Here is a 16,477-nt window from a genome sequence, read left to right on the forward strand (position 1 = left end):
GCAGCACAAGAGTGTCATGCGAGCTTGAAAAGCTGGGGTGGTGTTAGCCGTAATGCTTGACCTGGCCGAGGCGAGACTTGTGATAACCTTTTCGGATTTCAGCAGACTCTTTGTCTGCCGTTCCATCGATCAGATTGACCAGTTCCAACGTCAGCAGGTAATCCCGCTGATAGTTTTTCTCGTTGCTTTTAGTCGTTCCTGAGGTGATGGTTGCGAATAACAGGAAGTCAAAAGGCTGCTCCAGTTTCTCCATGGTGGCCACAAACTGCCGACGGCTATTGGGAACGAAGAGGTCATCGGGACGCAGGCCACACTGACGCAAACCGGCTTCGACATATCGTTGATTGATGACTTCAAATGCTTCGGAGGCATTAATACAGGTGTCAACTTTTTGATAGATCTGGGCTTTAAAGTCGCCAATTTCTTCGGCGCTCTTGTTCTCGACTCCTGCAAAACAGATCCGCTTCCTGAGGGGTAACGCCATTTCGCCACCTGTCGTCTGGACGACAACATGCTGGCGTCCTAACAGGCTCCCCACGGATTCCTGAATCAAAGGTTCCCAGGTTTCTGCACCAGCGGTATGGCTCCCCACCATATCTTTATCATCTTCAGTGAGCACATGAGCGACCTGTTTGCCACGACACCCCGTGGCTGCCAGTGTCAGCAGTGCCAATGACCAGCATCCGGTATGAAGAAATGTTCGGCGTTCCATCGCAAACCTCTTTCCGTGCTCGACAGCCACGCAGGCGTTGTCATCACTCGGGGATCGATCGGGAGTCATTCATCAGGCGTACGTCCGTTTTAACTCGGCTCATTACGTTGCCAAAGAGAGACCATTCTCTCCGCTTGATAAAGTTGCGGCGTTTTGTGCCGATGGTTTGAGCCTGTTTCTCTGATTGAATTCGCGCAAACCCATTGGCCATCTTCTGTTCACGCAAGATCTGTCCGCTTGCTGAATGAGGGCATCTTCCTGGACGGAGATTTTTGATCCCGTCGGGTTAATCGGCCAGATCTGCCGGTCTTTCAACACAAGACGAAGCGAGAGGCTCTCAGGTTTGATACAATCCGGCCGACAGGAGCCAGAGTTGACACAACGCGTGCCCTCTGAGTTACCAAAAAGCAGAGAAAACCAGACTCGAGAGGATGTTTTCCCGTGTTGGATGATTATCAACACTCGTCGGCGTCAATGGCTGTGTTGAAGCAACGGGCCAAACTTGTGGCTGCCACACGGCTGTTTTTTGAAACGGCGGGCTATTGGGAAGTAACTACCCCGATTCTTTCGCGAGAGATCGTCATTGACTCGTGGGTCGATCCGTTCACGCTTGAGAATCAGGTCGCCAACGAAAAGGAGACCAGGGAGGAGGAGGTTCTCGGTGATAAGCACTTCCTGCAAACCTCTCCTGAAGCGCATATGAAGCGATTACTGGCCGATGGCTCCGGGGCCATTTATCAGTTCAGCCATGTCTTTCGGAAAGGGGAAGTCGGGCGGCTTCATAACCCGGAATTCACGATGCTGGAGTGGTACAAGCCGCATGATGAGCTGGCTGATCAAATCCAGTTTGTGGAAAACTTTGTCCGAAGTTTTTTCGCCGATGCGGCTCGGTTGCGAATTCTGGCTTCGCATAGGATTGGTGACACCCAAACGCCTGCATCCCACGGAAAGCTGCTGCCTTCGCTCCCTTTTGAACGCATGACTTATCAGGCGGCTTTTGAACAACATCTGGGAGTTTCAGTTCTGGAAACGCCCACAAATGAATTGGTACGGTTGGCCCAGTCTCGAGAAATTCCGACTCCAGACCTTTCAGAAGATGACCGTGATGGCTGGTTGAATTTTTTATTAACAACTTACATCGAACCAAAATTGGGATATGAACGGCCCACCTTCCTAATGGACTATCCCGCATCGCAAGCGGCACTGGCCACAACCCGTGCTCTTTATCCCGCTGGCCCTGAAGTGGCGAATCGATTCGAGCTGTATATCGATGGTGTCGAGTTATGCAATGGGTATCACGAACTGACCGACCCCGTGGAACTGGCACACCGTGCGCAGAAGCAAACTCGACTTCGTGAAGCAGCCCAGCTTCCTGAGCTGGTGGCGCCACAACAGTTGATGTCTGCGATGGTGCAGAACTTCCCCCCCTGCACGGGCGTGGCGTTAGGGTTTGATCGTCTGGTCATGCTGGCTTTGGGAGCCGATCAGGTTTCGCAGGTATTGAGCTTTGCCTGGGATCGCGCCTGACCCCTCTTTGCTACTGGAAATCATAGGGGCGGCTTTCCTTGCTGACGGCGATGGCATGAGCCAAGTTTTACCGAAGCGTACGAAGGATGCCGCCAGGAGTCATGAGAGATCTTAGTTTTTAGCGGACAGGACTTTGTTCATTGCCGATTCCAGTCGCTCAGGATCGTGCCCGCGCCAGACAATCTGGCCTTGAGCATCGACCAGCAGCAGGGTCGGAATTCCCTCGATCACCAGATCGTCAAAAAACTGCTCGGTTCCATAGGCATTCGGCCACGGAATCCCTGTCTCTTTCACAAAAGCCTGGCTCTTGGCCAGATCATCAACTCCGTGGTTAGTTGCTCCCAGAAAGACAACTCCCTGGGGGCCGTAGGTCTTGTAGAGCTTCAGCATGTCGGGCACTGCCGCCCGGCAGGGGCCGCACCAGAAGGCCCACAGGTCGATGACAACAATCTTTCCCTTGAGTTCATCAACCGTAGGGCCAGGGCCATTGATCCAGCCTTCCTGACGGAATGAAGGAAGCGCTCCTTGCGGGCCAAACGTTCCCGATTCTCCTCCAGGAAAATACCAGCGTGTAAAGACGACGCTTGCCACGACGACGGCAAACAAAGCATAGAGAAACTGACGCTTTTTATCGGTCATCGCTGGGGAGCTTTCACGCAGAAATCGGTTGGTAAAAGTGACACAACATCCACGAACCGTTAAGGCTACAATTGATATAACTCGGCATACTTCTGTTCGAGATGACGCATCAGAGGCTCGTGGGATATAGGCTCGCCTGTTGCCTTCAGAATCAGATCGGTTGCTGAATACCGGCGGCCGTACTGATGGACTTTGTCACCCAGCCAACGCTTGAGTGGCAAGAAATCACCTTTCGCAAACCGGGATGAAAGGTTGCCCAGATCTTTTGAAGCCGCTTCAAACAGCATACCAGCGTAGATGTTGCCAAGAGCATATGTGGGAAAATAGCCAAAAAGCCCCGCGCTCCAATGGATGTCCTGAAGGCACCCCTGGGTATCATTCGGTGGCGTTACCGCAAAGTCCCGCTGGAAGGAACTATTCCAGACAGCTGGCAGATCTTTCGGAGCCAGTTCGCCTGTGATGAGTTTCAGTTCCAACTCAAACCGCATCATAATATGCAAGTTGTAAGTGGCTTCGTCGGCTTCTACGCGAATGAATGACGGTTGAACCACGTTGATTGCGTGATAGAAATCGGACTGGCTGACATCTTTCAGTGAGGCCGGGAATGCCTGCTGTGCGCTGGGATAGAAGTAATCCCAAAAGGCCCGACTGCGACCGACAAAGTTTTCCCACAGCCGCGACTGAGATTCATGAATCCCGAGTGAGCAGGCACTTCCGCACCCCAGGCCGAATTGATCTTCAGGAAGGCCCTGCTCGTAGATGCCGTGACCGGCTTCGTGCAGGACACCGAAGAACGCTGAATTCAGGTGATGGTCAAGAAAACGAGTTGTCAGGCGGACATCGCCCGGCCCCACACCAGAACAAAACGGATGAGCGGATTCATCAAGCCGCCCTCGTTCAAAGTCAAATCCGATCGAACGGGCGGCGGCGTCTGCAAAGACCTTTTGCGCTGCCTTGGGATAATGACGGTCGACAATCTCGGTGCTGAGTTTGGTTTTGGACTCTCCCACACGAGAAATCAGGTTAACCAGACGGGGGCGCAAGGCACTGAAGACCGTCTGGATTGATGCCGCTGTGGCACCGGGTTCATATTCGTCGAGCAACGCATCATAAAGGTGTCCGTTGCCATAACCAACAGCTTCAGCCTCTTCGCGTTTGAGGCCGATCATCTTTTCCAGCCAGGGGAGAAATCCGGGGAAATCATTGTCCTTTCTGGCTTTGATCCAGGCCTGCTGGGCGAGGCTGGTGGTGCGGGAAAGCTCTTCAACCAAACGACGAGGGAGTTTTCGCGAACGGTCATAAGCTCGTCGGGCTTCCCGCACATTCGCCACTTGAATCGAGTCTTCTTCTCCCAGATCAGCGACACCGGCCAAATACTCCAGAAGTTCGCCAATCCGGGGATGAGTCGACCGTTCGTGGATCAGTCCCGCAATCAGCCCCACCTGATCGGCACGATGTGCTGAACCGCCCGGCGGCATTCCCGTCTGTTCATCCCAACTCAGAACCGCATTACATGACCCCAGGACGGCCACCTCTTTGAGTCGCTGGCAAAGTTCGTCATAAATCGCGGGAGTGCTCGACATGAATCATCCTTATGTCGTTTGTCGTGTGTCGTGTGTTTGCAAGCGGGTGGTGTCGGCATCTTCAGCCGGTATTTCTGGATGAACACCTGGTTTGAAGTGTTCAGCAATTCGGCTTTTTCAAAACAATGATTGGCCCTTATCGTTTGAAGGTCATGAGCAATCGTCAAGTGAGTGAAAGAATCAGGACGACTTGTCAGATTTCAAAACGAGCAATTTTCCCTGCGGGAATCGTTAAAGGCAGGTGGCAGCGGGAGAATGAGAAATGGCATTTCTTTCTGGAAAGTCGAGGGCAAATTTCTCATGCTGCTGAGAGTCTTCCCTGAAACTTTCGCCCCCTTCGTCCTCAGGGAGATGGGGGACGCAGGCTGGAAGAACTGGAGCACGATACTCTCGGCATAAGGATTGTGCATTGCCATCAGAAACACGGAAGAATTGCCCTCACCCCGGCCCTCTCCCGCAAGCGGGCGAGGGAGTTTTTTCCGGACAGGCTCTGAGAACATTGACATGAACTGATGCAAAATCCTGAGAGAAGCAAGCACCCGCCGGTTCAATCACTTTGAGCCGACATGACTGAGTCGGCATGACTGACGAGACATCACAGACAAACAGCATTCGCAATGAGGTTCATCGATGAAAATTTTGTCCAATCGTACCTGGGGTCATCTGGCGCGGCGGTTTGGTCACGCGGTGTCTGCGATGGCGCTCGGCCTGTGCCTGACTCCGTTCTCACTGGCAGTTCAGGCTGAGGAGCCATTGAAATACGAACATGGCCCGGACTCGCAGCGCAAAGAGGGGGTGCCTCAGGGGAAGATTGAAAAATTCGAGCTTAATGACAGCAAGGTTTATCCGGGAACATTCCGCGAATGCGCGATCTATGTGCCGGCGCAATATGATGGCAAGCCCACCGCCTTGATGGTGTTTCAGGACGGGCATACCTATCTGGGAGAGAAGGGGGATTTTCGCGTCCCGGTTGTGTTCGACAATCTCATTCATACCAGGCAGCTGCCGCCCATCATCGGGGTGTTTATCAATCCCGGCAATAAGGGAAAGCTCCCGGAAACACCCTGGAAGACCGATAATCGCAGCGTGGAATATGACACGTTGGGGGACAAATACTCAAAATTCCTGCATGAGGATGTCCTGCCACGAGTCAAGGCGAAGTACAACATCACTGATGATCCCAATCAGCGGGCGATCTGCGGTATTTCCTCGGGCGGGATCTGTGCCTTCACCGTCGCCTGGGAGCGTCCTGACAGCTTCCGCAAGGTTATGACTCAGGTGGGAAGCTTCACAGACATTCGTGGCGGTTATGTCTACCCCACAGTGATCCGTAAAACCGACAAAAAGCCGATCAAGGTTTTCCTTCAAGCGAATGAGTTTGATGTCGACAACCAGCACGGAAACTGGTTTCTGGCCAACAAGCAGATGGCCAGTTCATTCAAATTTAAGGACTACGATTACAAGATTGTGGAAGGAAAAGGGCCACATAACGGGAACTTTGGCGGCGTCATCTTTCCTGATGCCAGTCGCTGGCTGTGGTCGGATGTGGTTCAACCCGGTTCAAAACAGGAAGTGACGATCCGTGAGCCGAAGGTTGTTGGTGCTTCACAACCTGCCAAGCCGGCTTCTTCAACGAATGTTTCCAGGAAAAAATAACTTACGAGCAGGCTTTGCGGAAATCACCTCACGGCTGATACGCATTTCACCCTCAAGTGTCGCTCTTTTGTACCATGCTTGCCGCAGCTCTGGGCAAGCATGGCTTTTTGCTGAGTCGTTTTTGTTCAGGCTGCCCGTCTTTTAAACGCGTTCCCCGCACCGCTTGATTCTTCGACAGGTGGCGTCTCAGGGATGTGTGCCCAGGGGCCTACCCGAAACAGATGGCAGCATCGGTGGCAGCGAACCATCGTGGTCATGATGGAAAGAATTCCATTTTTCCCTGATCGGCTGCGGTAAACATCGGAAGTTTTGCAACGCGGACACTTCATACCAAGTCACTCCATTTTGCCGAATTTCACATCAAGCCAGATCCCATCTGGCGGCCCATTTGAAGTGAAGTCCATTCGGATGATTTGAAGAATCGCCGGAATATCTGTTATTTGGATACTTTGGCAAGACAATTTTTTCAGATCATGCTGCGTGGCTCTCTGTATATTTGAAATCCCCCTGTGGTGACAACAAATCAGAGACATTAAGCTGTCTCGGTTGCAGTAGACTGTCAAAATTGCTTATTCTTAGAAGTTGGCAAAAGTTTGCCACATTTCAGATTCAACGCGAAAGAGTGCGAGGCGACCTTGAAGTCTTTGGAACCGGTTGACGTTCGTGCAATTCTGCAAGGCAAAAACTCCCTGACCGCTGACGACCTGGCGCAATTGCGCCGTGCGATTTCTGGTGATCAGGTCGCGACAACGCGAGTCGAAATCGAAACGATTATTCGTGACGTGGAAGCTGGCAAGACCGATGTCGGCCCCGCTTCCCGTGCAGGGATTGGCGCCTGGTTGCTGGGTCAGCACGCAATTGCTGACAGTATCCTCTCAAAACTGACGACTGAACCACTGGCACTTTATGCCCATGGTCATGTTTTGTCGGCTCTTGAACAGTTTGATGCTGCTGCAGAAAAATTTGAAGCAGCCGCCAAGGCAGGATATGATCCTGTCGATTCTACGCTGAAAAGAGCCGGTGCACTGCGTTTGGCAGGGCGTCTGGACGAAGCGGAGAAAGCCGTTCGTCAGTCAGGGACTGAAGGGGCACGGCGAGCTGAGTATTCCTTCCAGATGGGATCAATTCTGTCTGATCGTGGTGATACTTACGGAGCGATTGAATACTTTGAACGCGCCGTGGATATGGATCCTCACCACAGTCAGGCTCTCTTCCGTCTGGCTGAACAAAATGCCCTCTACGGTAATGACACCGAGGCGATTCGCCTGTACGAGCAAGCTCTTTCCCGTCCTCCTTACCATTTGGGAGCGATGCTGAATCTGGGCCTGCTGTACGAAGACCGTGGCAATTACGCCTCTGCGGCTTTCTGTTTCCGTCGTGTTTTGGCCTTTGATCCGAATCATGCACGTGCCCGCATGTATATGAAGGATATTGAAGCCACGCAGGAAATGTACTACGACGACGATATGGCTCGAAATGAAGCCCGTCTGTCTCAGTTGCTCAGCCGGCCGGTCACTGACTTTGAGTTGTCGGTACGCAGCCGCAACTGCCTGGCCAGTATGGATATTCACTCGTTGGGTGATCTCACCCGCGTGAGCGAAAGCGACTTGCTCCAAGGTAAGAATTTTGGCGAGACCTCTCTGGTCGAAATCCGTGATCTGATGCAGCAACACGGGTTGAAAGTCGGACAGAACCTTCAGCCTTCCAAGCCACGCGATGCCGCATGGAGTGGTGCTCCTGCTGCCGCTTTCGCACCAATTGGCAACGATCTTTCACCGCAAGAGCAGGCTCTGCTCAGCCGTCCTGTTTCCGACCTCAACCTGTCGGTACGTGCCCGTAAATGTATGGCCCGTCTGCAAATTGGATCGCTGGCAGAACTGGTCCAGCGCAGTGCTGACGAACTGCTTGCGACGAAAAACTTCGGTGTGACTTCACTCAACGAAATTCGCGCCCAGTTGACTGAACACAATCTCAAACTGCGTAACGATTAATTTCGTCGCGTTTTGCAGTCCTATAAAAAAGGCTCGCCTGCCAGTTTCTGGTTCGGCGGGCTTTTTTTATTGCCGAGCCTTGATTCTGCCCTAAATTTGAGCCGCTTCATTGCTGCAACCATACCCAGAGAAGCAAGCCGCAAACTCCTCTGGCCTGATCAGAGGAGTCCCCATATCCTTTGGATTCGTCGTACGTTATCGCTTCCCGATGAAGCCACTCGATAAACGTCTCTGACTTTCACTGATCGCGCAAGGAAGCGCTATGCTGGCCCAATCACAACGAAGACGGGATACGTCAGGTACGGTTCTCCTGATCATCCCTGGACTTTTTCTGCTGGCATTTTTTATTGGCTTGCAGCAAACCCGCAGCCGCACGCCAGATCTCAGACCACTTGGGCCTGTGGATGTCACCCGCAGTCAATCGACTCTGGGAGCAGGAGTTAACAGTGGCACGGCAAATCTCTCTCGCTTCCCTCCGCAGACAATCCGTGTCGTGCTGCATGAAGGCCTGCTTTCCACTGGGACGATTCAATGCGCGTCACCCTACGTGATTCAAGACGCGGTCACATCGCGGCCGATTGCCCAGGGGGCCATGCTCCGAGCGGCTGAAATTGCAGCGACGCCCACAGGTCTGAGGGTTGGCCCGCACCTGCTGGATTATTCGTCGATCAAGGTCATTCCTCAAAGTCAGGGACTGATTGGCTTCGGGGGAAGTTTATACAAAGGTTTTTTGAGCGTTCATCGCACGCGTAATGAAGAAGGTTTCAAACTTCGACCGACCTTCACGCTCGTGAACCATGTTCCCCTTGAAAGTTATGTCGCCTCGGTCGTCGACAGCGAAATGCCGGCTTCTTTCCCACAGGAAGCCCGTGATGCTCAGGCGATTATCGCCCGAACCTATGCCATTGCCCGTCATAAGTCAGTTCATCCCGCAGCGTTGTTTGATGTCTATGGCACAACGCGCAGTCAGAAATATCTGGGCGCCGAGTATCTTGATGCTCGTGGCCAGCGATTAAAGGGCGAGACTGCCGCCGGTACGGCAGCAGCTCAACGGACAGCTCATCTGGTGGCCACTTGCCAGGGACAGATTTTCACCAGTTATTACTCCGCTGTTTGCGGAGGCAGAACTCTTGATGGGGCGACCATGTCTCAACGAACTGCTCCCTGCTTGAAAAGCGTGAGTTGCGAAGGCTGTCGCAACGCTCCACTTTACCGATGGCAAATGCAGATCCCCACTAATGACATGCTGGCCAAGCTCGCGCCCGCTTCGACTTCCCAGCCTGCCCTGGCATCACTGATGACAATCCGCATGCGTCAACAGGATGCGGGGAAAGCTCCTCAGTTTACTCTGACCGATGGGCGAAATTTTCAGCAGGTTTCCTCAACAGAACTTCGGCGACTTCTGGGCACCAAAGAATTGGCCAGTCCGCAATTCTCAATCAGACTGACTGACCACCAGGTTGAAATCGAAGGGCAGGGAAGTGGTCATTGTGTGGGCTTCTGCCAGTGGGGCGCCCGAGGCCTGGCAGAAACTGGCATGAATGCCCGCGGCATTGTGCAACATTACTATCCGGGAGCCGAGGTTTCGCGATATCAGTCACAGCCACTGCACGCTGCTGAAGCCCCGAATGTGGCAGCCCGGTAAACTTTTCACTCCTCAACGACCTGTGCTTCCGCCATCATTTGACATTTCACCTTTCTGTAACGACCGTCAAGGTTAAAGAGGTGAGAGACTCAAATTTGAATTAACAGCGGTCGACAGGAACGTTCTCATGAAATCGTGGCAGGTCAGTGGCCCGCGGCATGTCCGTTTTGGTGCAGGAGTGCGGCATGAGGTGTCTGCTTTTGTTCAGGGAAAAGCCAGCCGATTGTTTGTGCTGACCGGCAGCCGCACACTTGCAAAACAACCGCTCTATCAGGACTGGCTGGCCAGTCTGAGCCGAGTGATCCCTGTCGTCAGTGATCTGACTCTTCCTTCGCGTGAACCACAGATTCGCGATGCCGATACGCTGGCACAAACTTTCCGCGACCATGCTGCTGGCCCGGACGATCTTGTTCTGGTTGTTGGTGGTGGCTCAGCGATGGATCTGGTGAAAGCCGCCTGTGGTTTGGCCAGTCAGAGTCAGGTTCAATCATGCCGCAATTATCTGGAGGGTGTTGGAACGGGAGCATCTCTGGTTGAATCGCCATTGCGATGGATGGCGATGCCGACCACTTCGGGGACAGGGGCTGAAGCCACACGCAATGCGGTGATTTCCTCCGATGAAGGAAGTGCGGGACTCCCTTTCAAAAAGAGCTTTCGATCTGATGAACTCTATGCTCAAGCTGTGTTTCTCGATCCTGAGTGGACACTGGGACTCTCGCGCGATGTCACGCTTTGGGCGGGGCTTGATGCCATCACTCAACTGATCGAGAGTGGCATCAGCAGTAAACGAACCCCATATAGCAGTATGCTGGCAGCTCAGGGACTGGCCTGGGGATTGCCTGCACTGGAAAGATTGCTCGACCACCCTGATGATCTTGCCGCTCGAGGAGCCATGCAATCGGCGGCATATCTATCGGGCGTGGCTCTGGCGAATTCGGGATTGGGGATCGCTCATGCTGTGGCTGCTGCTTTAGGTGCGGTCTATCCCATTGCTCATGGCAAGGCCTGTGCTGTCATGTTGCCGCATGCTCTGACGATGAATCAAAGCGTCAGCCGTGAGTCACTTGCCCAGTTATCCTTGGCGGCTGGTGTGGCTACTGGCTCCAATCCCGCGACCGCTGCTCATGAATTGACAGAACGGGTTTCACGACTCATCCAGCGATGCGAGATTCCCGGTCGGCTCAGCGAATTGGGAGTGACTGCGGATCATCTTCCCTTACTGGCACAACTTTCTCAGGGAAACAGCCTTTCAGGCAACCCGCGAGCCGTCACTCCGCGTGAGATAGAAGAATGGCTGACAAATTTACACTAAAAAACTCTAACAAAACCTCTGATGCAGTGGGAATTGACGAAGCATTCAACGTTTCCCAACAGGCACAACCGGTTTTGTCAGGCGTTCTAAATAAATAGAGATGCTTGAATTATCCCAGATACTGTTTTCAAATGCTCCAATGGCTGCCGCAGCCTGAAGCTGAACAGGAGATGGCTGTCACGCAGCACAAGATCGCTCTTCGCACGAATCATTTTGCTCACATTGCATTCGTCTGTCTGGGGAGAAGACATCAATGATATCTAACTGCCAGAAACTCCTGCTAGTAACAATGTTGGTTCCCTGGCTGGGAATAGGTCATATCACTATTGAGGCGGCAGATGCCCGTAAGATTACGGTGATAGAGGCTCCATCGCCCATTTCGTGCCTGGCCATCAAGAGAAGAGGCAAAGAGCTGGCAACAGGCCATACGGATGGCAGTGTGCACTGGTGGAATTTTGCAGGGAAAGAGGTTGGGACTCCGTGGCCGAAGCTGGATTCGCCCATTGTAGCAATGAGTATCAATGATATTGATCTTTACCTGGCCGTGGCTTGTCGTGACTCCAGTGTTCAGGTTTTTGACCTGCAAACGAAGAAGGCGGTTGCAAAGACTATTTGCAAAGGTTCAATCACCCATCTCGGACAAGGAGCCTTTTTTCAGGGTGTGACCATCGCCGCCAAAGAAATCGAAGTGCTCAATGTTCGTTCGTCAGAAGTTTTGCTGAAAAGAAAATATCAAGGGCCGCTGACATCGCTCGTTCATGTTGATCGCGGCAGTTACGCGTTTTATGGCGGGCCGAAAGAGCAGAATATATTGCCTCCCACGGGCCTGAAGGACAACCAGCTTTTCATGGGAAAGAAGTTTACCGATCAACCGCGAACCTTCAGCAATTTGTCAGTAGCAGACAATCAGACCGTATCGATTGCAGCGTTCGATCGTGGCATCCTGATTCCTTTTCGATCACCGTTGATTCACAGTCCTCACCAGACTCGAGTTTCCGGGATGGATCGGTTTGTCGTCCAATCCTCTTATGACGGACGATACGCCATCTGCCTGGCGACTGAGCATCAGAAGCCGAACACACCAGCGATCATCTGGGATATGGTTTCTGAGTCTCCAGCAGGCGAGATCACAGGGCTTCCCGCAAAGATTCAAGAATATATTTTCCATGGTAAAGAATGTGTCTTTGCTGTGCGCAGCAATGATCGGTCGGTGGAACTGTGGGATCTGAAGGAACTGCTACCTTCATCCGAAGCTCCTGAAGCCCTTCTGGGTGGGAAGCTGAACCTGAAGCCGGAAAACTACAAGGTCGTTACCAAGCCAGCCCCCAAGGTTGACCCCAATGCCCCAGTGACCTCCCGGCAATTGGAAATCAGTAAATTCGCCATTCCGGGCGCCCCTCCTTATATGGAGGGATCCTGGGTCTTGAAGCCTGTTGAATCAGATCGAAGCTTCGTTTCAGCGGATGCCAAAGTTGCCGGTCTGTTCTACTATGTCACTTCGGAATCCTCTGGTGAGGATTCTCAGCAAAGGATGTCACAGGTTCTTCATCGGGAACTGCTACGTTCCAAAGATCGGTGGTATGACTGTGGCCCCTGTCCCTGGAAGGCTGGTTCACGACTGATGTGTCGCATGGAAGACCCTTCCGATGTCGACACGATGAGGCTACTCAAAACCGTTCGTGAGAACGAGGAACTCTATTTTGTTCCCGGGCAGCCTTACATGACAGAAGAAGCCTTCAAGCTCTTTCCTCCTGGCACTCAGGAAAAGATTCTGACCCAGAAGATCCGCTGGCTGTTCAAACAAAAAGAGTTTGGCCAAATCGAAACTTTGGCACAAAAGCTCCATGAATCGAAAGCCATGTTTGGCTTCGGGACTCCTATGATTGGTGCGGTTTACAACGGATTTCTGGTTCCCTACGCTCCTGATCCGGTCAGCCAACTGGAACTCCTGGATCTATACGAGAAGGAGTATCCGAATTCACTCCATGTTCATCCGGGAAGAACTCACGTTCTGATTGATCACGCCTGGAAGGCGCGCAGATCCAAAACTGAACCACGGGTTATCAATGAATATCACGACAAGTTTATTGACTTAATGTCGCTAGCAAGCCAATCACTGGCTAAATCTCCCCAGAATAGCAATCCTCCTTACACCGCCTTGATGAAGTTAACATTGGCTGTGACCGCACCGATGACTTCGGATTCCATCATCGAAGCCGCGATGGCGGGTTGTCAGACAGAATACTTTACTCTGGATATGATTGATACCGCTTCGCTCTATCTCATGCAGCGCTGGAGCAATGACCCGACCGGCCCCGCCAAGTTTGCCGAAAGACTCAAGAAGCAATTTCCGGGCGATGTTGGCGAAGCGATGGCTTGTCGTGTTTATCGTTGTTCAATGAGCCTTGAGCCTGAACGCTGGCAAGCCGCCTGTGGAATTGACGCCAAATCATTAGATCGGCCTTTAGAGGCCCTGCGTCGCTTAAAGCCAGATGATTACATCACTCTGACTTACTGCACGTTGGCCAAGATCGCGGAGGCTAAAATTGGAGATCTTCCCGATGAGGCGACACGAAAGAGCTTGTGGCGTTCATTGGGCGTGACGATGGAATTGTCCAGCGACGAAGAGTTTTCCTCACTCGCGGAATGGAATGACGCGATTGAAGACGTGAAGTATCCCACACTCTCCTGGCGAGCCTTTGGGCTTGTTCCGGGACATGTCAAATACTTCGCTCTGACGGGGCGAGTCTTTGCGGTGAACCGTGGAGGTGGGCTGCGAACCTTCGACATGAAAACAGGGAAACCAGAGACCAACCTCGCGTTTCCCACCTCATATCACCTCTATGACCTGGCTGTCGGTAAAGGAGGGGAAGTGACGGTCTTTGCCGGAGTTGAAGTTTCGCGTGCGGTCGGCAGTGAAGTGTGGCGCAAAGCAGTGCCTAACCTTGATGGCCTGGTCGAAGGAAAATTAAGTCCTGATGGCCGATATCTCTTGAACATTCAAAATCTCAGTGAAGTGATTTTGACAAGCATTTCGGCGAATGAGCTAAAGATTCTCATTCAAGTGCCCAATGCCATGAAGCCGGCGATGCGATACGAAACTCCGCTGGCTATCTCGCCAGATAGCCGACGCGGTGCGATTGGGATCTCACCCAGCGAAGTGGCGATTTTTGATCTCACGAATGGAAAACAACTGGGAGTGATTCGCGTAAAAGAAGGAAACGTCTTAAAGCTGGCATTCCATTCAGGATCAAATCGTCTGGTAATCGCGACAGATAAAGTCATCACCGAATACGATGCCACCAGACGCACCTCTCTCTTCTCTGTCCCTTCACCAATCCAATCGCCTTATGGCCGATTAGAGATCTCCGCAGGAGGGAAACAATGGGCGGTGGTTCGGGAGTTCCCTGCGATTCAGGCGAAAGCGGAAATTTTGATTCTTAACCGCTCAAGCTCTCCAGCGAAATGGAAGTCATTGCCTGGCATTCGTTCGTTTTCGGAAATTGCCTGGCATCCGAATGAGCCAAAACTGGTCGTCTTCAGTGGGTCAGGGGTCATCTCTCAGTATGACCTGTCCAACGAGATTCCTTAACCCCATTGATATTGCTGAGATGCCATCCAGCCGGCAATGTTTTCATTTGTGATTTCTGGTGTGCAGGGCTTCTGCACACGACTGGCCCGGAGATGAGATCGAGTGCCTTCGTGCTATGCTCACGGCTCTGAGTGAGCATGCCGGATGCTCCTTTGACGCCGATCGTCCATCAATTCAAAGAGCATGTTTGCTCAAAGCCGCAAGCATGGCACGAAGAGCGCTATTTCAAATGGGAATGCGTATGAGAGTGTATTGCGGTTGCCCGAAGTGAGATGAAAAATGCGGCCGTCACCATCAGGCTGCCCAAAAGAAATGAAACTCCAGGGAAATAGAACGTTTGCCCTGATTCTGTGAATAGCCAGAAGGCTCCCGTTGCGATGGGAGGAGCGATAATCGCTGTCAGGCTGGAGATACTCGCTAAAGCCCCTTGAACTCGCCCTTGATTTGATGGGGCAACGCGACGGGCCACGATGGATTGAGCCGCCGGCCCTGCCATTCCACCCAGTGCACTCAGCACAATAATCCCGTACATCATCCAGCCCTCGGTTGCGAAGGCGTAGCAGAGATACGAAATGATGGAAATCATTAACCCCAGCAGTAATGTGGCTCGTTCCCCGATTCGTGAGGAGACTCGTCTTAAAAGCGTGGCCTGCACCAGAGCTGTCATCACGCCAACAACAGACAGGGCGATTCCATTCTGAAGTGAGTCCCAGTGGAACGCCTTTTTCGTAAACAGGATCCATGTCGAGCGAAGCGTCATTTCTGCAAAACTGGCACAGAAAAACGCCAGGGAGAGGCCCAGAATCATGCGGTCATGCTGTAGCACTTGAAACGCCCGTCCGGGAAGGAGTGACGCCGTTTCGGGCCAGTGTCGTTTTTCCTTGGGAAGAGACTCGGGAAGAACCAACCAGCCGTAACAAAAATTGATGGCAGAAAGGCCAGCCGCCAGCATGAAGGGGAACCGGGGACTGATCGCTCCCGCTAACCCTCCTAAAACCGGCCCCAGCACAAAGCCCAATCCAAACATGGCCCCTGCCAGACCAAAATTCCGGACTCGCGTGGTGTCGTCACTGATGTCGGCAATGTAGGCATTCGCAGCCGTGATGTTCGCTGAGGTCATGCCTGAAAGAATCCTCGCGAATAGCAGCCACCAGAGATTCGGGGCAAACGCTGTCAGCAGAAAATCAGCCCCCAATACGGCAATGCTCACCAACAGGACAGGACGTCGACCATAGCGATCAGAAAGGGCACCGATCAGCGGAGCAAACAGGAATTGCATCAGGGCATAAGCCGTGATCAGACCGCCGTACCAGAGCGTGGCGCGACTTTGGTTTCCATTTGACAGTAATTCCACCAAATCAGGAAGAACCGGAATAATCAGACCAATCCCGAGCACATCCAATAGCAGCGTCAACAGGATAAAACCGATGGCGGCTGTGTTTCGGGAAGTGGAAACCATCGATGTATCCATCCGTGCGCAGGTTTTCCAAAGGCTGGGCTGAAGGGGGGATTTCAAAGATCCCATGGTCATCTCGGTGTCACTTCACGCGAGACAATCAATGACTGTATAGCGTTTTAGGGATGAACTTGCTTCCCAGTCCTTTTAAGTGACAACGCATTAGCGGGTAAAGAGAGCCTGGCTGACTTTGAGGAATTGTCAGTCACCACCGTTATGACCGTTACCATAGACGTGATCTTCCTCAAGACGGGTTTGGAATACCGCGCAGAGAAGAGTGCTTCATCCCGGTCAACCGATCACCCGTGAGGATGTCGGTCGGTCGGCAAACTTCACTTCATTATGTGAAACCGTTGAAGCGATG

10 protein-coding genes are annotated in these 16,477 nt (G+C 52.5%); 6 read left to right on the top strand and 4 right to left on the bottom strand.

What is annotated here, in order from left to right; translation table 11 throughout:
- Positions 1-43: 43 nt before the first annotated feature.
- Positions 44-712, bottom strand: a complete 669-nt coding sequence (locus SH287x_RS11695; RefSeq protein WP_479514492.1) for a penicillin-binding protein activator LpoB — start codon at positions 710-712, stop codon at positions 44-46.
- A gap of 441 nt (positions 713-1,153) precedes the next feature.
- On the opposite strand from SH287x_RS11695, the gene epmA reads away from it, so the two are divergent.
- Positions 1,154-2,239, top strand: coding sequence for an EF-P lysine aminoacylase EpmA (epmA, locus tag SH287x_RS11700; protein WP_479514493.1), 1,086 nt, complete (start codon positions 1,154-1,156; stop codon positions 2,237-2,239).
- Between the two features lie 111 nt (positions 2,240-2,350).
- Here the strand turns inward: epmA and SH287x_RS11705 are convergent, their stop codons facing one another.
- Positions 2,351-2,878, bottom strand: coding sequence for a TlpA family protein disulfide reductase (locus SH287x_RS11705; RefSeq protein WP_479514494.1), 528 nt, complete (start codon positions 2,876-2,878; stop codon positions 2,351-2,353).
- Positions 2,879-2,943: 65 nt separating this feature from the next.
- Positions 2,944-4,461 (bottom strand): carboxypeptidase M32, encoded by a 1,518-nt coding sequence (locus SH287x_RS11710; protein ID WP_479514495.1) that lies wholly within the window; start codon positions 4,459-4,461, stop codon positions 2,944-2,946.
- A gap of 630 nt (positions 4,462-5,091) precedes the next feature.
- Here SH287x_RS11710 and SH287x_RS11715 point away from each other — a divergent pair.
- The 5 genes from SH287x_RS11715 (at position 5,092) to SH287x_RS11735 (ending at position 14,657) form a co-directional block, all read left to right on the top strand.
- Complete coding sequence (locus SH287x_RS11715) at positions 5,092-6,117, top strand: alpha/beta hydrolase (protein WP_479514496.1); 1,026 nt, start codon at positions 5,092-5,094, stop codon at positions 6,115-6,117.
- Between the two features lie 635 nt (positions 6,118-6,752).
- On the top strand, positions 6,753-8,108 hold the full coding sequence (locus SH287x_RS11720; protein ID WP_479514497.1) for a tetratricopeptide repeat protein: 1,356 nt from the start codon (positions 6,753-6,755) through the stop codon (positions 8,106-8,108).
- Between the two features lie 262 nt (positions 8,109-8,370).
- Positions 8,371-9,753, top strand: a complete 1,383-nt coding sequence (locus tag SH287x_RS11725; RefSeq protein WP_479514498.1) for a SpoIID/LytB domain-containing protein — start codon at positions 8,371-8,373, stop codon at positions 9,751-9,753.
- A 127-nt stretch (positions 9,754-9,880) separates the two neighbouring features.
- Positions 9,881-11,065: an iron-containing alcohol dehydrogenase gene (locus SH287x_RS11730; RefSeq protein WP_479514499.1), complete on the top strand. Its 1,185-nt coding sequence runs from the start codon at positions 9,881-9,883 to the stop codon at positions 11,063-11,065.
- A gap of 253 nt (positions 11,066-11,318) precedes the next feature.
- Positions 11,319-14,657, top strand: a complete 3,339-nt coding sequence (locus SH287x_RS11735) for a WD40 repeat domain-containing protein (RefSeq protein ID WP_479514500.1) — start codon at positions 11,319-11,321, stop codon at positions 14,655-14,657.
- A gap of 220 nt (positions 14,658-14,877) precedes the next feature.
- Here SH287x_RS11735 and SH287x_RS11740 read toward each other — a convergent pair whose 3' ends face one another.
- Positions 14,878-16,188, bottom strand: coding sequence for a TCR/Tet family MFS transporter (locus SH287x_RS11740; protein ID WP_479514501.1), 1,311 nt, complete (start codon positions 16,186-16,188; stop codon positions 14,878-14,880).
- Positions 16,189-16,477 lie beyond the last annotated feature (289 nt).

The organism is Planctopirus sp. SH287 (assembly GCF_056500625.1).